This window comes from Streptomyces sp. NPDC031426 (assembly GCF_055581585.1).
In genome coordinates this window covers 112,663-138,084 of sequence record NZ_JBVIJE010000009.1, presented here as the reverse complement: position 1 = coordinate 138,084, position 25,422 = coordinate 112,663, and the positions used below count along the sequence as shown (strand labels likewise).

18 protein-coding genes and 1 tRNA gene are annotated in these 25,422 nt (G+C 71.1%); 10 read left to right on the top strand and 9 right to left on the bottom strand.

Going from position 1 to position 25,422, the window contains the following annotated elements; translation table 11 throughout:
- Positions 1-36 precede the first annotated feature (36 nt).
- Positions 37-2,562, top strand: coding sequence for an ATP-dependent helicase HrpB (gene hrpB / locus ACZ5NH_RS20490; protein ID WP_468777092.1), 2,526 nt, complete (start codon positions 37-39; stop codon positions 2,560-2,562).
- Here hrpB and pgfA read toward each other — a convergent pair.
- The 5 genes from pgfA to polA all read right to left on the bottom strand — a co-directional run bounded on the left by pgfA (position 2,552) and on the right by polA (position 9,662).
- Positions 2,552-3,544, bottom strand: a complete 993-nt coding sequence (gene pgfA / locus ACZ5NH_RS20485; RefSeq protein WP_468777090.1) for a cell envelope lipid trafficking protein PgfA — start codon at positions 3,542-3,544, stop codon at positions 2,552-2,554. The two genes, hrpB and pgfA, sit on opposite strands and share 11 nt — an antisense overlap.
- A gap of 28 nt (positions 3,545-3,572) precedes the next feature.
- Positions 3,573-3,707, bottom strand: a complete 135-nt coding sequence (locus ACZ5NH_RS20480) for an SPW_0924 family protein (protein WP_468777088.1) — start codon at positions 3,705-3,707, stop codon at positions 3,573-3,575.
- A gap of 164 nt (positions 3,708-3,871) precedes the next feature.
- Positions 3,872-5,584, bottom strand: a complete 1,713-nt coding sequence (locus ACZ5NH_RS20475; protein WP_468777086.1) for a lytic transglycosylase domain-containing protein — start codon at positions 5,582-5,584, stop codon at positions 3,872-3,874.
- A gap of 618 nt (positions 5,585-6,202) precedes the next feature.
- On the bottom strand, positions 6,203-6,649 hold the full coding sequence (locus ACZ5NH_RS20470) for a hypothetical protein (RefSeq protein ID WP_468777084.1): 447 nt from the start codon (positions 6,647-6,649) through the stop codon (positions 6,203-6,205).
- 286 nt (positions 6,650-6,935) lie between these two features.
- Entirely contained in the window at positions 6,936-9,662 is a 2,727-nt protein-coding gene (gene polA, locus ACZ5NH_RS20465) for a DNA polymerase I (protein ID WP_388621291.1), read from the bottom strand.
- Between the two features lie 180 nt (positions 9,663-9,842).
- Here polA and ACZ5NH_RS20460 point away from each other — a divergent pair, with 180 nt between their 5' ends.
- The 8 genes from ACZ5NH_RS20460 (at position 9,843) to ACZ5NH_RS20425 (ending at position 19,984) form a co-directional block, all read left to right on the top strand.
- Positions 9,843-12,155, top strand: coding sequence for an FdhF/YdeP family oxidoreductase (locus tag ACZ5NH_RS20460; RefSeq protein WP_468777082.1), 2,313 nt, complete (start codon positions 9,843-9,845; stop codon positions 12,153-12,155).
- 61 nt (positions 12,156-12,216) lie between these two features.
- A complete protein-coding gene (locus tag ACZ5NH_RS20455) occupies positions 12,217-12,708 on the top strand; it encodes a PaaI family thioesterase (protein ID WP_468777080.1) in 492 nt (163 codons plus the stop codon).
- A 125-nt stretch (positions 12,709-12,833) separates the two neighbouring features.
- Positions 12,834-13,253 carry a hypothetical protein gene (locus tag ACZ5NH_RS20450; protein WP_468777078.1) on the top strand — a complete coding sequence of 140 codons (420 nt, stop codon included), beginning with the start codon at positions 12,834-12,836 and terminating at the stop codon, positions 13,251-13,253.
- A gap of 920 nt (positions 13,254-14,173) precedes the next feature.
- Positions 14,174-15,415 (top strand): branched-chain amino acid ABC transporter substrate-binding protein, encoded by a 1,242-nt coding sequence (locus ACZ5NH_RS20445; protein WP_388621298.1) that lies wholly within the window; start codon positions 14,174-14,176, stop codon positions 15,413-15,415.
- A gap of 111 nt (positions 15,416-15,526) precedes the next feature.
- Positions 15,527-16,459 carry a branched-chain amino acid ABC transporter permease gene (locus ACZ5NH_RS20440; protein ID WP_388621299.1) on the top strand — a complete coding sequence of 311 codons (933 nt, stop codon included), beginning with the start codon at positions 15,527-15,529 and terminating at the stop codon, positions 16,457-16,459.
- A gap of 5 nt (positions 16,460-16,464) precedes the next feature.
- The gene (locus tag ACZ5NH_RS20435; protein WP_468777076.1) at positions 16,465-18,306 is read left to right on the top strand and encodes a branched-chain amino acid ABC transporter permease; all 1,842 of its coding nucleotides are present in this window, start codon (positions 16,465-16,467) and stop codon (positions 18,304-18,306) included.
- A 5-nt stretch (positions 18,307-18,311) separates the two neighbouring features.
- The gene (locus tag ACZ5NH_RS20430; RefSeq protein ID WP_388621303.1) at positions 18,312-19,271 is read left to right on the top strand and encodes an ABC transporter ATP-binding protein; all 960 of its coding nucleotides are present in this window, start codon (positions 18,312-18,314) and stop codon (positions 19,269-19,271) included.
- Positions 19,268-19,984: an ABC transporter ATP-binding protein gene (locus ACZ5NH_RS20425; protein WP_388621304.1), complete on the top strand. Its 717-nt coding sequence runs from the start codon at positions 19,268-19,270 to the stop codon at positions 19,982-19,984. The genes ACZ5NH_RS20430 and ACZ5NH_RS20425 overlap by 4 nt, the downstream gene beginning before the upstream one ends.
- 60 nt (positions 19,985-20,044) lie before the next feature.
- On the opposite strand, the gene ACZ5NH_RS20420 is transcribed toward ACZ5NH_RS20425, so the two are convergent.
- On the bottom strand, positions 20,045-20,701 hold the full coding sequence (locus ACZ5NH_RS20420) for an ANTAR domain-containing response regulator (protein ID WP_468777074.1): 657 nt from the start codon (positions 20,699-20,701) through the stop codon (positions 20,045-20,047).
- A gap of 100 nt (positions 20,702-20,801) precedes the next feature.
- Here ACZ5NH_RS20420 and ACZ5NH_RS20415 point away from each other — a divergent pair.
- Positions 20,802-20,876: transfer RNA gene (locus tag ACZ5NH_RS20415), tRNA-Leu, on the top strand.
- A gap of 81 nt (positions 20,877-20,957) precedes the next feature.
- Here the strand turns inward: ACZ5NH_RS20415 and pyk are convergent.
- The 3 genes from pyk to ACZ5NH_RS20400 form a co-directional block, all read right to left on the bottom strand.
- Complete coding sequence (gene pyk, locus ACZ5NH_RS20410; RefSeq protein ID WP_450980615.1) at positions 20,958-22,397, bottom strand: pyruvate kinase; 1,440 nt, start codon at positions 22,395-22,397, stop codon at positions 20,958-20,960.
- Positions 22,398-22,532: 135 nt separating this feature from the next.
- Positions 22,533-23,945 carry a lysine N(6)-hydroxylase/L-ornithine N(5)-oxygenase family protein gene (locus ACZ5NH_RS20405; protein WP_468777072.1) on the bottom strand — a complete coding sequence of 471 codons (1,413 nt, stop codon included), beginning with the start codon at positions 23,943-23,945 and terminating at the stop codon, positions 22,533-22,535.
- Complete coding sequence (locus ACZ5NH_RS20400; protein WP_468777070.1) at positions 23,942-25,318, bottom strand: pyridoxal phosphate-dependent decarboxylase family protein; 1,377 nt, start codon at positions 25,316-25,318, stop codon at positions 23,942-23,944. The genes ACZ5NH_RS20405 and ACZ5NH_RS20400 overlap by 4 nt, the downstream gene beginning before the upstream one ends.
- Positions 25,319-25,422 lie beyond the last annotated feature (104 nt).

Below are 25,422 nucleotides of genomic sequence, written 5' to 3'. Positions count from 1 at the left end.
TGAAGAGCGTTTCGGGCGGCGTACGACACTGGGGGCGTGATCCGTTACGACGCCCTGGACGCGCTGCCCGTGCGCTCGGCTCTGCCCGCCCTGACCGAGGCCCTGGAGGACGGCGGCACCGCCGTGCTCGTGGCGCCGCCCGGCACCGGCAAGACGACGCTGGTGCCGCTCGTGCTGGCGGGACTGGTCGGGGGCGGGTCCGCGCGGCGGGTCGTGGTGGCGGAACCGCGCCGGATCGCGGCACGGGCGGCGGCCCGGCGGATGGCGTGGCTGCTGGGCGAGAAGCCGGGCGACAGCGTCGGCTTCACGGTGCGCGGCGAGCGCCTCGCGGGGCGGCATACGCGCGTGGAGGTCGTGACGACCGGTGTGCTGCTGCAGCGACTGCAGCGCGATCAGGAGCTGGCCGGCGTCGACGTCGTCGTGCTGGACGAGTGCCATGAGCGGCATCTGGACGCCGACACGGTGGCCGCGTTCCTGTGGGACGTACGGCAGACCCTGCGACCGGAGCTGCGGCTGGTGGCCGCGTCGGCGACGACCGACGCCGAGGGCTGGGCGCGGCTGCTGGGCGGAGCGCCCGTGGTCGAGGCGGAGGGCACCGCGCATCCGGTGGAGATCGTGTGGGCGCCTCCGGTGCGTCCGGTACGGCCGCCGCACGGGATGCGGGTCGATCCGGCGCTGCCGGCGCATGTGGCCTCGGTGGTGCGGCGGGCGCTGGCCGAGCGGGACGGGGACGTGCTGTGCTTCCTGCCCGGTGTGGGGGAGATCGCGCGCGTGGCGGGGCAACTGGGCGATGTCGGGGACGTGGACGTGCTCCAGGTGCACGGGCGGGCGCCGGCCGCCGTGCAGGACGCGGTGCTGTCGCCCGCGGGGCGGCGCCGGGTGGTGCTGGCGACCTCGGTGGCGGAGTCCTCGCTGACGGTGCCCGGGGTGCGCGTGGTGGTGGACTCGGGGCTGGCGCGGGAGCCGCGGGTGGACCACGCGCGCGGGCTGAGCGGGCTGACGACAGTACGGGCGTCGCGGGCGGCCGGCCGGCAGCGGGCGGGGCGGGCCGGACGGGAGGCGCCGGGGGCGGTGTACCGGTGCTGGTCCGAGGCCGAGGACGCGCGTCTGCCGGCGTTTCCGGCGCCGGAGATCAGGGTGGCCGACCTGACCGCGTTCGCCCTGCAGGCGGCCTGCTGGGGCGATCCGGACGCCTCCGGTCTCGCGTTGCTCGATCCTCCGCCGGGTGGCGCGATGGCGGCGGCCCGCTCCGCGTTGACGGCGGTGGGCGCGGTGGACTCCGTCGGCCGGGCCACGTCGGTGGGTGTGCGGCTGGCTCGGCTGGGGGTGCACCCTCGGTTGGGGCGGGCACTGGTGGACACCGGTGGCGGGGGTGCGGAGGTCGTCGCGCTGCTCTCCGAAGAGGTGCCGCGGGATTACGGGGATGATCTCGCCGGTGCGTTGCGTCGTGCGCGGCGTGCGGGTGACGCCTATGCGGGGCGGTGGGCTGCGGAGGTACGGCGGCTGCGGGCCGTCTCACAGGAGTTTTCCGACCCTCTCGCCCGCGGCCGTCAGGCGGAGGGTGCCCTTGAGGTCGGACCGGGTACCGGTGATGAGCGGCTCGCCGGGGTCGTCGCCGCGCTCGCCTTTCCCGAGCGGGTGGCCAAGCGCGACGGTGGGTCGTACCTGATGGCATCCGGCACGCGGGCCGAGTTGAGCGATGGGTCGGCGTTGCGGGGAGCATCCTGGATCGTCGTCGCCGTGGCCGATCGGCCCTCCGGTACGGGCCACGCGCGCGTGCGGCTCGGAGCCGCCGTCGACGAGGGTGTGGCACTCGCCGCCGCCGGGACTCTGCGCGCCGAGCGGGACGAGGTCCACTGGGCCGACAGCGACGTCGTAGCCCGGCGTGTCGAGCGGCTCGGCGCCATCGAGCTGGCCGTACGGCCGCTGAAGGACGCCGATCCGGCACTCGTACGCGGGGCCCTGCTCGAAGGACTGCGGCAGGAAGGGCTCGGGGTGCTGCGGTGGACGCCCGACGCCGAATCGCTTCGGCAGCGGCTCGCGTTCTTGCGGGCGCATCTCGGTGAGCCATGGCCGGACGTGTCCGGCGACTCGCTGCACGCGCGCGTGGACGACTGGCTGGAGCCGGAGCTGAGCCGGTCCCGGCGACGGGCCGATCTCGGCCGGATCGACGCCGGGCAGGCGCTGACGCGACTGCTGCCGTGGGCGACCGGCGAAGCGGCACGGCTGGAGGAGCTGGCACCGGAGCGGATCACCGTGCCGAGTGGGTCCAGAATCCGGATCGACTATCGGGATCCGGAGCGGCCCGTGCTCGCCGTGAAGCTGCAGGAGATGTTCGGGCTGCGCGAGACGCCGGCCGTCGCCGGGGTGCCGCTGCTCGTGCATCTGCTCTCCCCCGCCGGGCGGCCCGCCGCCGTCACGGCCGACCTCGCCTCCTTCTGGCGGGACGGCTACCGGGGCGTCCGGGCCGAGCTGCGCGGGCGGTATCCGAAGCATCCGTGGCCCGAGGACCCGGCGACCGCCGAGCCCACCCGGCACACCAACGCGCGGCTCAGGCGCTGACCGGTTCGGGTTCGGCCGGTTCGGTGGGCGCCGGGTCCTGGGGGCGGCGGGCCCTGGCCTCCAGGCAGAGGGACAGGGCCAGGAGCAGGACTCCCGCGGCCAGGGAGCCCCAGGGGACGTACGAGGTGAGCGTCAGCACCAGGGTGCGGTTTTGCTTGACCAGGGCGACCGTGTGCTCGATGTAGTCCTCGCGCATCTTCACGTCCCCGGCGAACGCGGTGACCCTGTCCCGGCCGCCGAGCAGGGTGCCGCCGCGCAGTTCCTCCTTGTGGAGTTCCTCGCCGTAGACGGGCGCGCCGGTGACGGGTTCGACCCAGAACCTGCGGACCGTGCTGTACCAGCGGGTGGTGCCCGTCTTGGCGACCGACTCCGGCGTGATGCCCTGGACGGGCATGGTCTTCGGCATGGGGACCTTGGTCCAGGGGATGGTCTGCTCGAAGTAGTAGACCTTCAGGCCGCGGAAGGTCCGGGTGTCCTTGTAGTGGATGGGGCTGGTGGTGCGGGTCTGGGCGTCGAAGTACTCGTAGTCGCGTTTCTCGGTCAGGAAGGGCCACTTGAACTCGATGCCCTGGCGGGTGACGGGGTCGCCGTCGACCATCTCGCCGGTGGCGTGCACGGGGTCCTGGCTGTGGGCGTCGAAGATGTAGCGCTCGGGGACCTTGGAGACCATCCTGCCGTCGGGGCCCTGGACGTAGGAGAGGCTGTCCCAGACGACGACCGGCCGGCCCGCCGTCCTCTCGATCTTCTTCGCGGCCGCCACGTCGCCCTTGAGGGTCTGCACGATGGTGACCTGGGAGACCTTCCTCGCGCGCATGGTGCCGTAGTCGAGGAGGGTGGCGCCCTTGGCCTCCAGGACCATGTCCTGGTACTGGTTCGCGGGGATCCTGGCCAGGCGCGGGAAGGCGTACCAGCGCATGAGCGGGGACAGCGCCGCGCAGAAGACGGCGCAGGCGAGCAGGACCAGGCTTGCCTTGCGGCGCATGGAAGGCCTCCCTCCCGGACGGGCGCGGCTAGGGGTGCGAGGGCACCGTCGTCAGCAGCGGCTTGGGGGATGTCCTGCCCGTCGGCGTACCCATGGCGGTCATCGCCAGGACCAGGGCGAGCGCGAGGGCCAGACCGGTCGCGGCGGCGATCACGGCGCGCATACGGGCCTCCCGGCGGACGGTCGTGTCCCCATGGGTTCCTGATGGGGCGTCAGGTTCGGCACCGTAGCAACGGGCGGGTGAGATGAGAACAGCGGTGCACGCACGAACGAGGGCGCCCTCCCCGCCGGTGCGGAGAGGGCGCCCTCGCGTGATGCCGGTCGTACTCAGGAAGAAGCGGACGGGCTCGGGGACGGGCTCGGCGAGGAGTCGGCGGCGGCGACCTTCAGTTCGACGGTGCGCGTCGCTCCACCGGCGGTGGTGATGCGGAGCAGGAACGTGCCGGTGGTGTCGTCCGCGTACAGCTTCGGCAGGGTCAGCAGGCCCTTGTCGTCCGTCTGGAGGCCGGTGAGGGTGCGAATGGGCTTGCCGTCGGCGTCCTTGAAGTACGGGCCCTTGTCGTTCTCGGTGGCGTCGGTGTCGGACTTGATGAGGGTGGCGGTGGCCGCGACCTTGTCCGCGACGGAGCCCTTGTACGTCGCCTTCAGCTGGACCTGGTCGGCGAACTCGCCGCCCGGGGCGCAGGTCAGCGGCGTGTCGCTGGTGCGGGCCAGGGTGTCGGCGGCGCGCTCGGTGACGGTGGCCGAGTAGCCGAGGCCCGTGACGGTGCGGCCTACGACGGTGGCCATGACCCTGAAGTCGCCGGTCTTCTCGCCCGCTTGGAGGGCCGGTGCGAGGGCGACGCCCTTGGCGTCGGTGGCGACCGTGGCCACGGTCTCGCCGCCGGCGAAGGTGGCGTCGGTGTCACCGGTGATGGTGAACCGGATCCTGACCTTGGCGACGGCCTTGCCGGCCTTGGTCGCGGCGCGGGTGCCGATCTGGTCGGTGAAGGCATGCCCGGCCATCGCGGTGAGCTTGGCGGTGCCCGCGTCCTGCAGGTGGTCCACGGTGTCGGTGGGGGTCTGCGGGGGCTTCGGCGGGGCCGGCGGCTTCGGCGGGGTCGGGCTGGGGCTCCCGTGCCCGGGCGTGCTGGGCTTCGGGTCGGGCTTGGTCTTCGGCGCCTTCGGGTGCTTCGGGGAGTTGGCGCGCGGGGTGCCGTCGTCGCTGCGGTGGGTGGGCACACTGCCGGTGCCGTCGGGCACGGAGTGGGTGCCCTTGCGGTAGTACTCCAGCCACGACAGGACGGTGTTCAGATAGTCCTGCGAGTTGTTGTAGCTGAGGATCGCGCTGTGCAGGTCGTCCTCGCGCGAGAGGTCCCAGCCGTTGCGGCACAGGTAGTGGCCGGCGGCGAGGGCGGCGTCGTAGACGTTGTTGGGGTCCTTCTTGCCGTCGCCGTTGCCGTCGCGGCCTGCCCAGGCCCAGGTCGACGGGATGAACTGCATGGGGCCGACGGCCTGGTCGTACTCGGTGTTGCCGTCGTAGAGGCCGTGGTCGGTGTCCTTGATGAGCGCGAAGCCGTTGCCGTCGAGCGCCGGGCCCAGGATCCGGCCGATCGTGGTGCCGTCGGCGTCGACCCGGCCGCCGCTGGCCTGGCCCGACTCGACCTTGCCGATCGCGGCGAGCAGCTGCCAGGGCAGATTGCAGCCGGGCTTGGCGGACCGCAGTTCGGCCTCGGCCTTCTTGTAGGCGTCGAGGACCGTCGCCGGGATGCCGGCCTCGGCGTCGCCCTGGGCGACCGGGGTGCCGGTGGCGCTCGGCGAGGGGCTGGGATTCGGGCTGTTCAGCGGCGGCAGGTCCGTGTAGTACGGCGAGTTGCCGGTGGCGTTGCCGTCGGAGGTCGCGTCGGGCACGGGGGCGGAGGCGCCGGCCGTCGACTGTCTGCCGTGGTCCTCGCCGGGCACTCCCGGAGCCTGGGACGCGGACAGAGCCGCGACCGCCGCCGCGGCCACGGCGGTGGTCGCCGCCCCCTTGCGCAGCCGCCTTCCGAAATGCGCCGCCATCGAGTGAACCCCTCCCGTGGACTGCGTGAGTCCTTCTCCGTCTGTCTGCCTCGCACTGGTGTGACGGTTGACCCGGTGTTCCGGTTGCCCCTGTGGCGTCCTTCCATCCGTGCGACGTGTGTTCGGCGGTGTGCCTGCCAGGCACACCGCAGGTGACCCTACGACAACTTGCTTGAGGTCGGGACCCGTTCCCACCCGTTTTCACCGGTTGGCCAACTCCTGTTGTCGCGTACGCCCCACAAGCGGGTACCGGTCACGCTCGGCCATGCGGCGGCCGTTCGTGCCACGCGTCCGACATGCCCTGCTGAGCGACGAGTGTCCTGTCGGGTGGCGGGGAAGGGCACGTCCCGCCAACCGCTCCTCGCGCTGTTGCCCCGGGGTCGGCAGGGGCGGCCGGCCGTGGTGCCGCGCTGCGGTGCGGCACGCACGCGTGCACGCGGGGTCACGGTGGTGCGGAGGTACGTCTCCGCGGACGCGGCTGGTTCCGGCCGGCGGGGGCTGTGCACTGGCCGAGGCGGCGCGCCGCTGGGCGCTCATGGGTGCGCCGGAGCGGCCGTGGGATCCGGTGCCCACCGTGCGGCTTCGACGGGCGCCGGGCCGGTCCGTACGCCGTCGCGGTCAGGGGCCGGCGTCGGGGTCCGGTCCCGGACGGTCCTGGGCGTCTCGGTGATCGCGGTGATCCAGGTGATCCCGATGGGATGGCCGGTGCGGGCCGGGAGCGGCCGGCCGGTCGGTGAGGGACGCGACGAAGACGGTGAGGGTGCGCCGGGGGCGCGGTCTCGGGATCGCGGTGAGCGCGAGGGCGAGATAGCCGCGGGCGAGGTCGGCCCACTGGCGCCAGTCGGGGGCGCGGTCCACGGGGGCGGTCAGGCCGGTGAGTCTGTACCGGAGGTTCGTGGCGGCCCTGTGGACGGTCGCGGTCAGCTCGACGGGGATGCGGGCGGTGCTTGCGTCGGCCGCGAAGGCCGGGACCGGCGAGGCGGGCATGGCCTGCGCCGAGGCGGCGTCCGCCCAGGCCCGGGTGTCTGCCTCGGGCGTCCGGCGGTGAAGCATGCGTATACCCATGCCCGCAGTTTTGCGGCTGTGGGGGTGGGGGGCGTTTTGGCAGGGGCCACGTGAGTGACGGGGCCCTGCGGGGGTTCGGCCGACGTGCTCTGTGTGGGTGCCGGGTTCCTGTACTGGTGGGGCGGGGCGCGGGCGTGGACAGCGGTGGGTTCGGCACCGCCGGAGAGTGCCGGTGGGGCTGGGCGCCGTTGCGGTGGCGGAGGGGGCGTTGCGGCCGGGTCTTGGCTGCAACGCCCCCTCCGCCCGGGCGCCGCAGGCTGATGCCCCTCCGCCCGGGCGCCGCAGGCTAGTGCGCTGCCGACTCCCAGTCCGGGCCGACGCCGACCGAGACGTCCAGCGGGGCTCGGAGGTCGACGGCGTTGGACATCTCGTGGCGGACGATCCGCTCGGCCGCCGCGCGCTCGCCGGGGGCGATCTCCAGGACGATTTCGTCGTGGACCTGCAGGAGCATGCGGGACTTCAGGTCCGCTGCCCGCAGGGCGCTGTCCACCTTCAGCATGGCGATCTTGACGATGTCGGCGGCCGTGCCCTGGATGGGTGCGTTGAGGGCCATGCGCTCGGCGGCCTCCCGGCGCTGACGGTTGTCGCTGTTGAGGTCGGGGAGGTAGCGGCGGCGGCCGAAGAGGGTCGCCGTGTAGCCCGTCGCCCGCGCCTCGTCGACCGCCCGGCGGAGGTAGTCCCGGACGCCGCCGAAGCGCTCGAAGTAGGCGTCCATCAGGGCGCGCGCCTCGGCCGCCTCGATGTTCAGCTGCTGGGAGAGGCCGAAGGCGGAGAGGCCGTAGGCCAGGCCGTACGACATCGCCTTGATCTTGCGGCGCATCTCCGCGTCCACCGCGGTCGGCTCGACGCCGAACACCTGGGAGGCGGCCGTGGTGTGCAGGTCCTCGCCGGAGGTGAACGCCCGGATCAGGCCCTCGTCCTCGGAGAGGTGGGCCATCACGCGCAGCTCGATCTGGCTGTAGTCGGCGGTCATCAGGGACTCGAAGCCCTCGCCGACCACGAAGCCGCGGCGGATCGCCCTGCCCTCGTCGGTGCGGACCGGGATGTTCTGGAGGTTCGGGTCCGTGGAGGACAGGCGGCCGGTCGCGGCCACCGTCTGGTTGAACGTGGTGTGGATACGGCCGTCGCCCGCGATCGTCTTGATCAGGCCCTCGACCGTGACCCGCAGCTTCGCCTGCTCGCGGTGGCGGAGCATGATCACCGGCAGTTCGTTGTCGGTCTGGGCGGCGAGCCAGGCCAGCGCGTCGGCGTCCGTGGTGTAGCCGGTCTTGGTCTTCTTCGTCTTCGGCAGGGCCAGCTCGCCGAAGAGGACCTCCTGGAGCTGCTTGGGCGAGCCCAGGTTGAACTCGTGGCCGGCGGCCGCGTGCGCCTCCTTCACGGCCTGCTGCACGGCGCCCGCGAACGTCTGCTCCATCGCCTCCAGGTGCGCGCGGTCCGCCGCGATGCCGTGGCGCTCCATGCGGGCGAGCAGGGCGGAGGTGGGCAGCTCCATGTCGCGCAGGAGGTCGGCCGCACCGACCTCCTCCAGACGGGTGCCGAAGGCCTCACCGAGGTCGAGGACCGCGCGGGCCTGGATCATCAGGGCCTCGGCCTCGGCGCCGTCGTCCGCGCCGAAGGCGAGCTGGCCGTCGGCCGCGGCGGCGGGCGCCAGCTCGCGGTGCAGATACTCCAGGGACAGCGCGTCCAGGTCGAAGGAGCGACGGCCCGGCTTGACCAGGTAGGCGGCGAGCGCGGTGTCCATGGTCACGCCCTCGACGGACCAGCCGTGCTCGGCGAGGACGCGCATGGCGCCCTTGGCGTTGTGGAACACCTTGGAGCGGCCGGCGTCGGCCAGCCAGGCCGCGAACGCGTTCTCGTCGGCCTCGTCCAGCTCGGCCGGGTCGAACCAGGCCGCCGCTCCCCCGGCCGCCGCCAGGGCAATCTCGGCGACCGAGCCGGTGCCCAGCGCCCAGGTGTCGACGGTGGCGACGCCCAGGGTCTCGGCGCCGTGCTCGGCGAGCCAGGGGGCCAGCTCGCCGGTGCGCAGGATCTTGCCGTCCAGCTCCACGCCGTCGGTGGTGATCGGCGTGACCTCGGCCTCCTCGGCGCCGGGGTCGACGGCGAAGAGACGCTCGCGCAGGGACGGGTTGCGGATCTCCAGGGTGTCCAGGACCATCGTGACGGCCTTGCGGTCGTACGCGGCCCGCTCCAGGTCGGCGACCGCCTTGGGCAGCTCGACCTCCCGCTCCAGCTCGGTGAGGACGCGGTTGAGCTTGACCGACTCCAGGTGGTCGCGGAGGTTCTGCCCGGCCTTGCCCTTGACCTCGTCGACTCGCTCGACCAGCTCCGCGAACGAACCGAACTGGTTGATCCACTTCGCCGCGGTCTTCTCGCCGACGCCGGGAATGCCGGGGAGGTTGTCGGACGGGTCGCCGCGCAGGGCCGCGAAGTCCGGGTACTGGGCGGGCGTCAAACCGTACTTCTCGAAAACCTTCTCCGGGGTGAACCGGGTCAGCTCCGAGACGCCCTTGGTCGGGTAGAGCACGGTGATGTGGTCGGTGACCAGCTGGAAGGAGTCGCGGTCGCCCGTGACGATCAGCACCTCGAAGCCCTCGGCCTCGGCCTGGGTGGCGAGGGTGGCGATGACGTCGTCCGCCTCATACCCCTCCACGGCGAAGCGGGGCGCTTGCATCGCGTCGAGGAGCTCGCCGATCAGCTCCACCTGGCCCTTGAACTCGTCCGGGGTCTTGGAGCGGTTCGCCTTGTACTCGGTGAACCGCTCGGAGCGCCAGGTCTTGCGCGAGACGTCGAAGGCCACGGCGAAGTGCGTGGGTGCCTCGTCACGCAGGGTGTTGGCCAGCATCGACGCGAAGCCGTAGATCGCGTTCGTCGGCTGGCCGGTCGCGGTCGTGAAGTTCTCCGCGGGCAGCGCGAAGAACGCGCGGTAGGCCAGCGAGTGCCCGTCCATGAGCATCAGCCGGGGACGGGTACCGCCGGGGGTCTGGTCGGTCTTCTTCGATGCTGTCTCTGCCACGTCCCCGATCCTGCCACGCCGCACTGACACTCCGGTCCGGGACCGAGTGGAGGGCTGCGCAGGGTTGCCCTCGGTCACCGGGAGTGCCGGTGTTCTCGTATGCCCTCGGGCACGGTTGTCGGTGGCCCGTGGGAGGATCGGCACCGTACTTCTCACACGCAGTCGAAGGGGGAGCGTGCGATGGCGACGAAGCCGCCCAAGGGTGATCCGGTTCAGGACGCGCCGCAGGTCGCGGAGCCGAAGCACGCGGCGGCGGGGCTGCCCGCCATCGGGCACACGCTGCGCATCGCCCAGCAGCAGATGGGCGTGCGGCGCACGGCGCTGACCCTGCTGCGGGTGAACCAGAAGGACGGCTTCGACTGCCCGGGCTGCGCCTGGCCGGAGCCGGAGCACCGGCACAAGGCGGAGTTCTGCGAGAACGGCGCGAAGGCGGTGGCCGAGGAGGCCACCCTGCGCCGGGTCACCCCGGAGTTCTTCGCCGCGCACTCCGTGGCCGACCTGGCGACGAGGAGCGGGTACTGGCTGGGGCAGCAGGGCCGGCTGACACACCCCATGTATCTCGCCGAGGGCGGCACGCACTACGAGCCGGTCGGCTGGGAGCGCGCCTTCGACATCGTCGCCGAGGAGATCACCGCCCTCTCCTCCCCCGACGAGGCCGTCTTCTACACCTCGGGCCGCACCAGCAACGAGGCCGCGTTCCTGTACCAGCTCTTCGCCCGCGAGCTCGGCACGAACAACCTGCCGGACTGCTCCAACATGTGCCACGAGTCGTCCGGGTCGGCGCTCAGCGAGACCATCGGCATCGGCAAGGGCAGCGTCCTGCTGGAGGACCTCCACAAGGCCGACCTGATCATCGTCGCGGGGCAGAACCCGGGGACGAACCATCCGCGCATGCTCTCCGCCCTGGAGAAGGCCAAGGCGAACGGCGCGAGGATCATCAGCGTCAATCCGCTGCCCGAGGCCGGCCTGGAGCGGTTCAAGAACCCGCAGACCCCGCAGGGCCTGCTGAAGGGCGCCGCCCTCACCGATCTGTTCCTGCAGATCCGCATCGGCGGCGACCAGGCCCTCTTCCGCCTCCTCAACAAGCTCATCCTGGAGACGGAGGGCGCGGTCGACGAGGACTTCGTCCGTGAGCACACCCACGGCTTCGAGGAGTTCGCCGAGGTCGCGCGCGCCGCCGACTGGGACGAGACCCTGAAGGCGACGGGCCTCACGCGCGCGGAGATCGAGCAGGCCCTCGGCATGGCGCTCGCCTCGAAGCGCACCATCGTCTGCTGGGCCATGGGCCTCACCCAGCACAAGCACGCCGTCCCGACCATCCGCGAGGTGGTCAACTTCCTGCTGCTGCGCGGCAACATCGGCCGGCCGGGCGCGGGCGTGTGCCCGGTGCGCGGACACAGCAACGTCCAGGGCGACCGCACGATGGGCATCTTCGAGCGGCCCGCGCCCGCCTTCCTGGACGCGCTGGAGAAGGAGTTCGGGTTCGCGCCGCCGCGCGAGCACGGCTTCGACGTCGTACGGGCCATCCGCGCGCTGCGCGACGGCGAGGCGAAGGTGTTCTTCGCCATGGGCGGCAACTTCGTCTCCGCCTCCCCCGACACCGAGGTCACCGAGGCCGCGATGCGCCGGGCGCGGCTGACGGTGCACGTGTCGACCAAGCTCAACCGCTCGCACGCCGTCACGGGCGCGCGGGCGCTGATCCTGCCCACGCTGGGCCGCACCGAGCGGGACCTGCAGGCGAGCGGCGAGCAGTTCGTGACCGTCGAGGACTCGATGGGCATGGTGCACGCCTCGCGCGGGCGGCTGGCGCCGGCGAGCCCGCGGCTGAGGTCCGAGCCCGCGATCATCTGCGGCCTCGCGCGCCGCGTGCTCGGCGAGAGCAGCGTCGTGCCGTGGGAGGAGTTCGAGAAGGACTACGCCACGATCCGTGACCGCATCGCGCGCGTGGTCCCCGGCTTCCAGGACTTCAACGCGCGCGTGGCCCGGCCGGGCGGCTTCGCCCTGCCGCACGCCCCGCGCGACGAGCGCCGCTTCCCGACCGCCACCGGCAAGGCCAACTTCACGGCGGCGCCGGTGGAGTACCCCGAACTGCCCGAGGGCCGGCTGCTGCTGCAGACCCTGCGCTCGCACGACCAGTACAACACCACGATCTACGGCCTGGACGACCGCTACCGGGGCATCACGGGCGGCCGCCGGGTGGTGCTGGTGCACCCCGAGGACGCGCTGGCGCTCGGGTTCGCCGAGGGGTCGTACGTCGACCTGGTGAGCGAGTGGAAGGACGGCGTGGAGCGGCGGGCGCCCGGTTTCCGCATCGTGCACTACCCGACGACCCGGGGCTGCGCGGCGGCGTACTACCCGGAGACGAACGTCCTGGTCCCGCTCGACGCGACCGCCGACACCAGCAACACCCCGGCCAGCAAGTCCGTGGTCGTACGTCTCGAAGGTCACACCGCGCAGGCGCAGGCCCGTCTGGAACAATCGGCGACCGACTGAGCGTTTGCTCAGCCAGCAGACAGCCGCAGCAGACAGCTGTACGACGAACGGAGCCGGGCCCATGGGCGAGCAGCAGCAGGTGAGATTCCCGCAGGAGGTCATCGACGAGTACGCCGCGCTCGGTGTCGACCTGCCCGCCCTGTTCTCGGCCGGGCATCTGGGCACACGGATGGGTGTGCAGATCCTGGAGGCCTCGGCGGAGCGGGTCGTCGGGACCATGCCGGTGGAGGGCAACACCCAGCCGTACGGCCTGCTGCACGGCGGCGCCTCCGCGGTGCTGGCGGAGACGCTCGGCTCGGTCGGCGCCATGCTGCACGGCGGCAGCTCGAAGATCGCGGTCGGCGTGGACCTGAACTGCACGCACCACCGCGGGGCCCGCTCGGGACTGGTGACGGGTGTGGCCACGCCGGTGCACCGGGGCCGTTCGACGGCGACGTACGAGATCGTGATCAGCGACGAGCAGGGCCGCCGGGTGTGCAGCGCCCGGCTGACCTGCCTGCTGCGGGAGGCCCGGCCGGGCGACGCGGCGCAGGTACCGCCCACGGCGGACTGACCGGCTCCCACGGGACCGCTGCCCAGGCGCGTACTGACCAGCCGGCACCGGTCCGCTGCCCCCGCCGGCCGAACAGCCGGCACCGGACCGTTGCCCCCCGCCGCCCCTCCCCTTAGCTTCTGCTCATGGGACGGCGAGGGGACCCCCGGCTGGGGGTGAGGTTCCTGGTGCTCGGGCCGGTGCTGCCGGCACTTCTGTGGACGGCGGCGTGCGACGGGCCCGCCGCCCCGGGAGCAGCTGCCCGCTCCTCCCCCTCGGAGACCTCCTCCCCCTCTCCTTCGAAGACCTCCGCCGCCGACCTGTGCACCCGCCTCGTCGCGCACTGGTCCCGCGAGGTGCTCGACGGCGGCACCTACGGCGACTACCAGTCGATGGGTTTGTCCAACGGGGAGTACGAGATCCTGCGGGACGTCGTGGAAGCGGCGCGCGCCGTGAGGGGGCGACAAGGCGACGCGTCCGCAGGCAAGTTGATCGGCCGTCAGGCGCGCGCGGCCTGCGCCGAGCGCTATCGCCATGGCGCTCCGACCGAAAGCCCCTGGCAATGAGCGGCATCGGTCCCGTGGAGCCCGGCGAGGGCACACATGCGTGGGACGCCCGGCACCCGGCAGCCCCGACTCCCGCTCTTGGACGCCGGATTCGCTCGGTCCTGGCAACCCGTTGCGTCCGCCACCGGCGCGCCGCCCTCGCGTTCACCGCGGCGGCCGTCCTTTTGGCCGCCGGCGGCTATCTCTACGTCACCCGGCCACAGAAGCCGCCACCACCCCCGGCGCCCTACCCCGCCCAGGCGGTGGTGGTGGAATATGTGGGCGGCCGGGCGACTCCGGCGGGCGCCCCGCCCCGCAGTTTCAGCTTCGCTGTGCTACTGAGCGTGGAGTCGGGGCCGCCGGTCACTGTGGCCCGGGTGAGCCAGCCGTACGCGGGACTTTCGCTGGTGACGGACCCGCGAACACCGTTCCGGACAAAGGCAGGTTACGACCGCAAGATCACGATAACCATGCACGTGACACGGTGCGGAAAACTACCTGTGGACGCCGGACTTCCTTTCCTGAATGTAACTCTGCGTAATACGCGCGCAATGCAGATACAGAGCTACATCCTCGGTCCGCGCTACGCGCAACACCTCTCCCAGGCTTTGAAAGTCGCCTGCAGCAACAGTGCCACGTCATCACCAAAACCCTTGAGACGCCTGAATTGATCATGGTGAGTCCTGCGGGTTCTCACATTGCGGACGGCGCGAATCGGCCGTAATTCCACCCTATCCCCCACCGCGCACCGCTCTGCATTACGTCGTGTCATAACAAGAGCGTCACAGCCTTGGTCAGACCCTCCTCCACGTTCCCCGCACGCGCTTAGAGTCACGGCCAGTCACCGCGCCCTCGGATCGCCTCTTGGCTCGTCAATTCGGGCAGGCGCGCGGCTCGACCGTTTCCAGGGGGGAACGGTCGTCCTGGGGAAAGGACTGATCGTGCGTCAACGTTCGCTCATCGCCATCACCGCCGCGCTGGCAGCGGGAGCACTCACCCTCACGGCCTGCGGTTCGCGCGACAGCGGCGGAAAGGGCTCGGACTCCGGCAAGGGCGGTGGCACCACCGTCACCATCGGCGTCGACGCCCCGCTGACCGGCGACCTGTCCGCGCTGGGCCTGGGCATCAAGAACTCGGTGGACCTCGCGGTCAACACCGCCAACAAGAAGAACTACGTCAAGGGCGTCACCTTCAAGATCGAGGCCAAGGACGACCAGGCGCAGCCCTCCTCGGGCCAGTCGAACGCCACCGCGTTCGTCGGCGACAACAGCGTCCTCGGCGTGGTCGGCCCGCTGAACTCGTCCGTGGCCCAGTCGATGCAGAAGGTCTTCGACGACGCCAAGCTGGTCGAGGTCTCACCGGCCAACACCAACCCCGCCCTGACCCAGGGCACCAACTGGCAGACGTCGAAGTCGCGTCCGTACAAGTCGTACTTCCGCACGGCGACCACGGACGCCATCCAGGGCCCCTTCGCCGCCCAGTACGTCTACAACACGGCCAAGAAGACCAAGGTCTTCGTCATCGACGACAAGAAGACCTACGGCGCCGGCCTCGCCGCCACCTTCACCGACGAGTTCAAGAAGCTCGGCGGCAAGATCGTCGGCACCGAGCACATCAACCCCGACACCAAGGACTACTCCGCGGTCGCCACCAAGGTGAAGTCCTCGGGCGCCGACGTGGTCTACTACGGCGGCGAGTACCCGCAGGCCGGTCCGCTCAGCAAGCAGATCAAGTCGGCGGGCGCCAACGTCCCGCTGGTCGGCGGTGACGGTATCTACGACCCCACCTTCATCAAGCTCGCGGGCAGCGCCGCCACCGGCGACCTCGCCACCTCGGTCGGCGCCCCGGTCGAGACCCTGGCCTCCGCCAAGCAGTTCGTCGCCGACTACAAGGCGGGGGGCTACAAGGAGGACTACGCGGCCTACGGCGGCTACTCCTACGACTCGGCCTGGTCGATCATCGAGGCCGTGAAGAAGGTCGTCGACGACAACGGCGGCAAGCTGCCGTCCGACGCCCGCGCGAAGGTCACCGCCGCGATGCAGAACGTCTCCTTCGACGGTGTGACCGGCAAGGTCTCCTTCGACGAGTTCGGTGACGCGACCAACAAGCAGCTCACCGTCTACAAGGTCGACGGCGGCGCCTGGAAGGCTGCCCAGTCCGGCACCTACACCCCCAGCAGCTGACCCACACCCGCATCCACAGAGCCGCGCGGGGCGCTGTTCCACTGGCGCCCCGCGCGTCCTCGCATCCGGCCCCATCCGTCGAAGCTTTCCGAACCTCTCGGAGGACATGCGGTGAACGAACTGCCGCAGCAGCTGGTCAACGGCCTGCTACTGGGATCCATGTACGGGCTGGTCGCCATCGGCTACACGATGGTCTATGGCATCGTCCAGCTCATCAACTTCGCCCACGGCGAGATCTTCATGACCGGCGCCTTCGGCGCGCTCACGGTCTACGCGTACATACTGCCGGACGGCACCTCGATGTGGGTCGCCCTGCCCCTCATGCTGGTGGGCGCGGTCCTGGTCGCCGTCCTGGTCGCCGTCGGAGCGGAACGGTTCGCCTACCGCCCCCTGCGCACCGCCCCCCGTCTCGCCCCCCTCATCACCGCGATCGGCCTCTCCCTGGCCCTGCAGCAGGCGGTGTGGGCCTGGTACCCCCAGGCGAAGTCCGCCCGCACCTTCCCGACGATTCCGGGCGGGCCCTTCGACATCGGCAACGTCACGATCCAGACCGGTGACATCTTCCTGGTGATCGCGGCCCCGCTCAGCATGGCCTTCCTCGCCTACTTCGTGATGCGCACCCGTACCGGCCGTGGCATGCAGGCCACCGCCCAGGATCCGGACACCGCGAAGCTGATGGGTGTCAACACCGACCGGATCATCGTGATCGCGTTCGCCCTCGGCGCCGCCTTCGCGGCCGTCGGAGGCGTCGCCTACGGCCTCAAGTACGGCCAGATCGACTTCAAGATGGGCTTCCTCCTCGGTCTGAAGGCCTTCACCGCGGCCGTCCTCGGCGGCATCGGAAACATCTACGGCGCCATGCTCGGCGGTCTCGTCCTCGGTGTGGCCGAGGCCCTGTCCACCGCCTACATCGCGGACATCCCCGGCATGGACAAGTTCGGCAGCCAGTCCTGGGCAGACGTCTGGGCCTTCGTACTCCTCATCCTCGTACTGCTGTTCAGGCCGCAGGGCCTGCTCGGCGAACGCGTCGCGGACAGGGCGTGACACCGATGACCACACAGACCACCGCATCCGAGACCCCCGAGACGCCCGGCACCCCGAGCGCACCCCCCGCCGCCCCGTCCGGCCTCATCGGTCTGCCGGCCCCGCTCGGCAGGGCCCTCGCCACCGGCGGCGGCGCCCTCGCGATCGTCTCCACGTTCCTCTCCTGGACCTGGACCGCCGACTTCCCCGGTGACCTCACCGTCTACGGCTACCCGGGCGGCCTGCAGGTCCTGGTGCTGATCGGAGGCATCCTCACCACCCTGTTCGGCCTCGCCTCCTACGGCGTCAAAGGCCTCGGGTGGCTGACGCCCGGAAGCGCCGACGCGGCCCTGAAGCTGACCGCGCTCGGTACCTTCGCCACCGCCTGGTACACCGTCATCGCCATCAGCGACGAGCTCGGCGGCCTGGTGAACCTGGAGCCCGGCGGCTTCGTCGTGGCCGTCGCCACCCTGGCCGCCCTGCTCGGCGCGCTGGCCCTGCCGTTCGAGCGGCCGGAGCCGGACCTCGCCGACCCGGACGACCGCGGCTGGGACCTGTTCCGCCACAACTCCCGGCAGAAATGGAACATCTTCAAGGCGGCCTTCGTCGCCAAGGCCCCGGAGCCGGCGCGCACACTGCCGGCCTACGCCGAGATCCTCGTCATCGTCGCGGCCATGGCCGTGGGCCTGTGGGTCTTCAGCTACGGCGTCAGCACACCGTACGACGAGCTGTTCATCGGCTTCCTCATCACCGCCGGCTTCGGCTTCGCCGCCCTCTCCAAGGCCGGGCTCGTGGCCCGGGTCTCGGCGATCACCGCGAAGCACCGCACCGTCACCATGATCGGCGCCTTCGTCGCCGCCGCGGCCTTCCCCTTCACCCAGTCCAACGACCAGTACGCGACGATCGGCGTCTACATCCTGATCTTCGCGACCGTCGCGCTGGGCCTGAACATCGTCGTCGGCCTCGCCGGCCTCCTCGACCTCGGTTACGTCGCCTTCCTCGGCGTCGGCGCCTACACCGCCGCCCTGGTCTCCGGCTCGCCGTCCTCACCGCTGCACGTGCAGTGGCCGTTCTGGGCCGCGGCGCTGCTCGGCGCGGTCGTCGCCATGATCTTCGGCGTCGTCATCGGCGCCCCGACCCTGCGACTGCGCGGCGACTACCTGGCCATCGTCACCCTCGGCTTCGGTGAGATCTTCCGCATCACCGTCCTCAACATGGACGGCACCTCGGGCCCCGACGTCACCAACGGCTCCAACGGCATCTCCTCGATCCCGAACCTGAACATCCTCGGCTTCGACTTCGGCCAGGAGCACCAGATCCTGGGCACCACCATCGGCCGGTTCGCCAACTACCTGCTGCTCATGCTGATCATCACGCTCATCGTGGTCGTGGTGTTCCGGCGCAGCAGCGACTCCCGCATCGGCCGCGCCTGGATCGCCATCCGCGAGGACGAGACCGCGGCGCTCGCCATGGGCATCAACGGCTTCCGGGTCAAACTCATCGCCTTCGCGCTGGGCGCCTGCCTGGCCGGTCTCTCCGGCTCCGTCCAGGGCCACGTCACCTACACCGTGACCCCGGAGCAGTACCAGTTCGCCTACGCCGTACCGCCCAACTCGGCCTTCCTGCTGGCCGCGGTGGTCCTCGGCGGCATGGGCACCATCGCCGGTCCGCTGGTCGGCGCGTCCCTGCTGTACCTGATCCCGGCCAAGCTGCAGTTCCTGGGCGACTACCAGCTCTTCGCCTTCGGCGTCACCCTGATCCTGCTGATGCGCTTCCGTCCGGAGGGTCTCATCCCCAACCGGCGCCGCCAGCTCGAATTCCACGAAGAAGCCGAAGCACCCGCCGTCCTCACCAAGGCAGGGGCCTGACCACGATGACTACCGACACCACCACCACGGACGCCGTCCCCGGCGCCTCCGCGCCCGGCGAGGTCGTGCTCGACGCCCGCGGCGTGACCATGCGCTTCGGTGGCCTCACCGCCGTACGCAACGTCGACTTCACCGTCCACAGCGGCGAGATCGTCGGTCTGATCGGCCCCAACGGCGCCGGCAAGACGACCTTCTTCAACTGCCTGACCGGCCTGTACGTGCCCACCGAGGGCGAGGTCCGCTACAAGGGCCAGGTACTGCCGCCGCAGTCCTTCAAGGTCACCGCGGCCGGCATCGCCCGCACCTTCCAGAACATCCGGCTGTTCGCGAACATGACGGTCCTGGAGAACGTCCTCGTCGGCCGGCACACCCGCACCAAGGAAGGCCTGTGGTCCGCGCTGCTGCGCGGCCCCGGATTCCACCGCGCCGAGCAGGCCTCCCGCGAACGCGCCATGGAACTCCTGGAGTTCGTGGGCCTGGAGAAGAAGGCCGAGCACCTCGCCCGCAACCTCCCCTACGGCGAGCAGCGCAAGCTGGAGATCGCCCGCGCGCTCGCCAGCGAGCCCGGTCTGCTGCTGCTCGACGAACCGACGGCCGGCATGAACCCGCAGGAGACCCGGGCCACCGAGGAACTGGTCTTCGCCATCCGGGACAAGGGAATCGCCGTCCTCGTCATCGAGCACGACATGCGCTTCATCTTCAACCTCTGCGACCGCGTGGCCGTCCTGGTGCAGGGCGAGAAACTGGTCGAGGGCGACAGCGCCACCGTCCAGGGCGACGAACGCGTCATCGCGGCCTACCTCGGCGAGCCCTTCGAGAACGCGCCCGGCGACGAAGAGGTGGCCGAGGTGGAGGCCGCCGAGGCCAACGCCGAGGCCGGTGAGGCAGCCGAGTCTGCCGAGTCTGTTGAGGCGGACGCCGAGACCACGACCGACGCCGCGCCCGGCAAGGAGAACGACCGATGACCGCACTGCTCGAAGTGGAGGACCTGAGGGTCGCCTACGGCAAGATCGAAGCCGTCAAGGGCATCTCCTTCAAGGTCGAGGCCGGTCAGGTGGTCACCCTCATCGGCACGAACGGCGCCGGCAAGACCACCACCCTGCGCACGCTCTCCGGCCTGCTGAAGCCGGTCGGCGGACAGATCCGGTTCAACGGCAAGTCGCTGAAGAAGGTCCCGGCCCACCAGGTGGTCTCCCTGGGCCTCGCCCACTCCCCCGAGGGGCGGCACATCTTCCCGCGCATGACCATCGAGGACAATCTGCGCCTCGGCGCGTTCCTGCGCAGCGACAAGCCCGGCATCGAGAAGGACATCCAGCGCGCCTACGACCTCTTCCCCATCCTCGGCGAGCGGCGCAAGCAGGCCGCGGGCACCCTCTCCGGCGGTGAGCAGCAGATGCTGGCGATGGGTCGTGCCCTGATGTCCCAGCCGAAGCTGCTCATGCTGGACGAGCCGTCGATGGGCCTGTCGCCGATCATGATGCAGAAGATCATGGCGACGATCGCCGAGCTGAAGTCCCAGGGCACGACGATCCTGCTGGTCGAGCAGAACGCCCAGGCGGCGCTCTCGCTCGCCGACCAGGGCCATGTCATGGAGATCGGCAACATCGTCCTGTCCGGCACGGGGCAGGACCTGCTGCACGACGAGTCCGTCCGCAAGGCCTATCTGGGCGAGGACTGACCCGTACGACGGCAAAGGCCCGCGCCCCCTTCTCCGGGGCACGGGCCTTTGCCGTACAGGTCAGCCCTTCTTGGCCGCCTTCTTCTCCTGGTTGTCCGCGATGACCGCCTCGGCGACCTGCTGCATCGACATCCGCCGGTCCATGGAGGTCTTCTGGATCCAGCGGAACGCGGCCGGTTCGGTCAGGCCGTACTCCGTCTGGAGGATCGACTTCGCGCGGTCGACCAGCTTGCGGGTCTCCAGGCGCTGGGTGAGGTCGGCGACCTCCTGCTCCAGCTGCTTCAGCTCGGTGAAGCGCGAGACGGCCATCTCGATGGCCGGGACGACATCGCTCTTGCTGAACGGCTTGACCAGGTAGGCCATGGCGCCGGCGTCCCGGGCGCGCTCGACGAGGTCGCGCTGCGAGAAGGCGGTGAGCATCAGCACCGGCGCGATGGAATCCTCGGCGATCTTCTCGGCCGCGGAGATGCCGTCGAGCTTCGGCATCTTCACGTCCAGGATGACCAGGTCCGGCCGGTGCTCACGGGCCAGCTCCACGGCCTGCTCACCGTCCCCGGCCTCGCCGACGACGGTGTACCCCTCCTCCTCCAGCATCTCCTTGAGGTCGAGCCGGATCAGGGCCTCGTCCTCGGCGATGACGACACGGGTCGTCAGCGGAGGCACGTGCGACTTGTCGTCGTCGGGCGCGTCTACGGGCTGGGGCGACTCGGCGGTCACGGGGGCTCCTCGTTCAGGGCAGGGGTACTGCTGACAAGAGCCTACCTAGCTACGGTATGGTGGACGCGCGGAGGGTCGGGGGAAACCTTGGATTCTGCGAGCCCCGGTAGCCCAATTGGCAGCAGGCAACGGATTCAAAACCCGTACAGTGTCGGTTCGAGTCCGACCCGGGGCACTTTTCCTTGGATTCCAAGGTCAGGCTTCCGGTGGGCCCCTCAGGATGAGGGGCTCTTTTTCATGCCCTCAGGCTCTCTTCTCATGCCTTCGGGCTGTCGTCCTCCCCGATGTGATGCACCCGGACCATGTTGGTCGAGCCGGAGACGCCGGGCGGGGAGCCGGCCGTGATCACCACCACGTCGCCCTTCTCGCAGCGGCCGTACTTGAGCAGCAGTTCGTCCACCTGGTCGACCATGGCATCGGTGGAGTCGACGTGCGGGCCGAGGAAGGTCTCGGCGCCCCAGGTGAGGCTGAGCTGGGAGCGGGTGGCCGGTTCGGGGGTGAAGGCCAGGAGGGGGATCGGGGAGCGGTAGCGGGAGAGACGGCGGGCGGTGTCGCCCGACTGGGTGAAGGCCACGAGGAACTTGGCGCCCAGGAAGTCGCCCATCTCGGCGGCCGCGCGGGCGACCGCGCCGCCCTGGGTGCGCGGCTTGTTCCGCTCGGTCAGCGGGGGCAGGCCCTTGGCGAGCATGTCCTCCTCGGCCGCCGCGACGATCTTCGCCATGGTGCGCACGGTCTCGACCGGGTACTTGCCGACGCTGGTCTCGCCGGAGAGCATCACCGCGTCGGTGCCGTCGAGGACCGCGTTGGCCACGTCGGAGGCCTCGGCGCGGGTGGGCCGGGAGTTGTCGACCATGGAGTCGAGCATCTGGGTGGCGACGATGACCGGCTTGGCGTTGCGCTTGGCGAGCTTGACCGCGCGCTTCTGCACGATCGGCACCTGCTCCAGGGGCATCTCCACGCCCAGGTCGCCGCGCGCGACCATGAGTCCGTCGAAGGCGGCGACGATGTCGTCGAGGTTGGCCACGGCCTGCGGCTTCTCGACCTTGGCGATCACCGGGAGGCGGCGGCCCTCCTCGGCCATGATCCGGTGCACGCCCTTGGCGTCGTCGCCGCTGCGGACGAAGGAGAGCGCGATGACGTCGAAGCCGGTGCGCAGCGCCCAGCGCAGGTCCTCCTCGTCCTTCTCGGACAGGGCGGGGACGGAGACGGCGACGCCGGGGAGGTTCAGGCCCTTGTGGTCGGAGATCACGCCGCCCTCGACCACGAGGGTGTGGACGCGCGGGCCGTCGACGGCGGTGACCTCCAGGCAGACCTTGCCGTCGTCGACGAGGACGCGCTCGCCGGGGGTGATGTCGGCGGCGAGGCCGGCGTAGGTGGTGCCGCACTGGTGGCGGTCGCCCTCGACGCCCTCCTCGACGGTGATGGTGAAAGTGTCGCCGCGTTCAAGGAGTACCGGCCCTTCGGCGAAACGGCCGAGCCGGATCTTCGGGCCTTGAAGGTCGGCGAGAATGCCGACGCTGCGACCGGTTTCGTCGGCCGCCTTGCGCACTCGCCGGTAGCGCTCCTCGTGTTCGGCGTGGGTGCCGTGGCTGAGATTGAACCGGGCCACGTCCATTCCGGCGTCGACCAGTGCCTTGATCTGGTCGTACGAGTCGGTGGCGGGCCCCAGAGTGCAGACGATCTTTGCTCGGCGCATACGTCGAGCCTAGGCCTTACCCGTGGGTAGAGAATCGGCCCCACATGACCACTCAACAACCTTTGAGTAAAGGGTCATTGACAAGTGTTGAATTGTGCGACCACTCGCTCCGATGAGCGAATTCCACCCGTGCGGTCACCTTCCCTCGATCAGGGGAGTGAGGTGCTGCCCGTGCCGGGACTGTGGCACTCGGTGCCGGTCCTCCTGGAGGCCGAAGGTGGTGAAGGCCGTTCGGGGGGCCGGCGGGTACGGCTCCTTTCCGGTGAGCGAGTTGAGGATGGTGGCGCTGCGCCAGGCGGTGAGGCCGAGGTCGGGCGCGCCCACGCCGTGGGTGTGCAGTTCGGCGTTCTGGACGTACACCGAGCCGGTCACGGACGGGTCGAGGACGAGCCGGAAGTCCTCGTCGATGCGCAGGCGTTCGCTGCTGTCGCGGCGGAGGTAGGGGTCGAGCCCGGCGAGGAGGCGGCCGAGCGGGCGTTCGCGGTAGCCGGTGGCGAGGACGACGGCGTCGGTCGTCAGCCGGGAGCGGCTGTCCTGCTGGAGGTGTTCCAGGTGCAGCTCGATCTTGGAGTTGGCGACGCGGCCCGCCGTGCGGACCCGGACGCCCGGGGTGAGGACGGTGTCGGGCCAGCCGCCGTCCAGGGTGCGCCGGTACAGCTCGTCGTGGATGGTGGCGAGGGTGCCGGCGTCGATGCCCTTGTGGAGCTGCCACTGGGCGGCGACCAGCCGGTCCCGGACGGGCTCGGCGAGGGCGTGGAAGTATCGGGTGTAGTCGGGGGTGAAGTGCTCCAGGCCCAGCTTGGAGTACTCCATCGGCGCGAACGCCTCGCTGCGGCCGATCCAGTGCAGCTTCTCCTGTCCGGCGGGGCGGTGCCGGAGCAGGTCGAGGAAGACCTCGGCACCGGACTGTCCGGAGCCGACGACCGTGACGTGCCCGGCGGCGAGGATGTCGGAGCGGTGGTCCAGGTAGTCGGCGGCGTGGACGACCGGCACGCCGGGGGCGTCCACCAGCGGCCTGAGCGGAGTGGGCACATAGGGCGCGGTGCCGACGCCCAGGACGACATTGCGCGTGTGGGTACGGCCCAGGGCTTCGGCCTCGCCCTCGGCGTCGAGCTGGGTGAAGTCGACCTCGAACGCGTCCCGTTCGGGGTTCCAGCGCACGGCGTCGACCTGGTGGCGGAAGTGCAGCCCGGGCAGGCTCTGTGCGACCCAGCGGCAGTAGGCGTCGTACTCGGCGCGCTGGATGTGGAAGCGCTCGGCGAAGTAGAAGGGGAAGAGCCGCTCGCGGGTCCTGAGGTAGTTCAGGAAGCTCCATGGGCTGGTCGGGTCGGCGAGGGTCACCAGGTCGGCCAGGAACGGCACCTGGATGGTGGCGCCCTCGATGAGCAGGCCGGGGTGCCAGTCGAAGCCGGGGCGCTGTTCGTAGAAGACGGCGTCGAGTTCGGTGAGCGGGTGGGCGAGGGCGGCCAGCGAGAGGTTGCACGGACCGATGCCGATGCCGACCAGGTCACGGGGGGACGTGGGCTCGTGGCGTGGGGGGTTGGTCATGCGAGGGTGCCTTCTTCGACGAGTTTCAGGAGCTGGGCCAGGTCGTCCGGCCGGGTGTGGGGGTTGAGCAGGGTGGCCTTGAGCCAGAGGCGGCCGTCGAGCCGGGCGCGCCCGAGGACGGCCCGGCCGTCGTGCAGCAGCCTGCGGCGTACGGCGGCCACGGCGGCGTCGGCGGCGTCCGTGGGCCGGAACAGGACGGTGCTGATCACGGGCTGGTCGTACAGCTCGAAGCCGGGGTGCTCCTCGACCAGCTCGGCGAACCCGCGCGCATGGGCGCAGACTTGGTCGATGAGTGCGCCCAGTCCGGTGCGGCCGAGGGTCTTCAGGGTGGCCGCGATCTTGAGGACGTCCGGGCGGCGGGTGGTGCGCAGGGAGCGGTCGAGCAGGTCGGGGAGTCCGGCCTCGGTGTCGTCGTCGGCGTTGAGGTAGTCGGCGCGCTGGTGGAGGACGGCGAGTTCGGCGGGGCGGGCGACGGCGAGGAGGCCGGCGGCGACCGGCTGCCAGCCCAGCTTGTGCAGGTCGAGGGTGACGGTGTGGGCGGCTTCCAGACCGGCGAGTTTCCCCCGGTGCCGGTCGCTGAGGAGCAGGCCGCCGCCGTAGGCCGCGTCGATGTGCAGGCGGGCGCCGTGCGCGGCGCACAGGCCGGCGATCTCGGGCAGCGGGTCGATCAGGCCGGCGTCGGTGGTGCCGGCGGTGGCGGCGACCAGCAGCGGGCCGGAGAGCGTGGTGAGGGCCTCGTCGAGCGCGGCGACGTCGAGGGTGCCGCCGGCCGCCGGGACGACGACCGGGTCGGGCAGGCCGAGGAGCCAGGCGGCGCGCGGCAGCGAGTGGTGGGCGTTGGCCCCGCAGATCACCTGCACACTGCCGCCGTGTGCCTCGCGGGCGAGCAGCAGGGCGAGTTGGTTGGACTCGGTGCCGCCGGTGGTCATGAGGGCGTCGGCGAGCCCGGCGGTGTGGGCGAGGGCGCGGGTGACGGCGGCTTCCAGGGCGGAGGCGGCCGGGGCCTGGTCCCAGGAGTCCAGGGAGGGATTGAGGGCGCTCACGGCGAGGTCGGCGGCGGTGGCCACGGCGAGCGGCGGACAGTGCAGATGGGCCGCGCACAGCGGGTCGGCGGGGTCGGCGGCGCCCTCCGCGAGGGCGTGTACGAGGTCGCGCAGGGCGGCGGGGTCGCCGTGGTCGGGAAGCACGTCCCCGAGCACGTCGGCGACACGGGCGGCGACGGCCTGCGGTCCCCCGCCGGGCAACGGGCCGCCCCGCGCCCGGGCGCCGGCCGCGAGCGCGTCGAGGACGGTGCCGAGGAGGGGGCGCAGGGCGGCCGGGCCGTGCGGGCCCGAGGCGAGGGGCGGCGTGCGCAGAGGTTCTTGATCGCTCATCGGCTGTCCCTCCGCTCATGGGCCGACCCCGGCTTCCGGCTTTACGGGACCTCGGGCTTTCAGCTTGTACCGGAAGCGCCCTGTGTGTCCCGAAAGCTCAACGA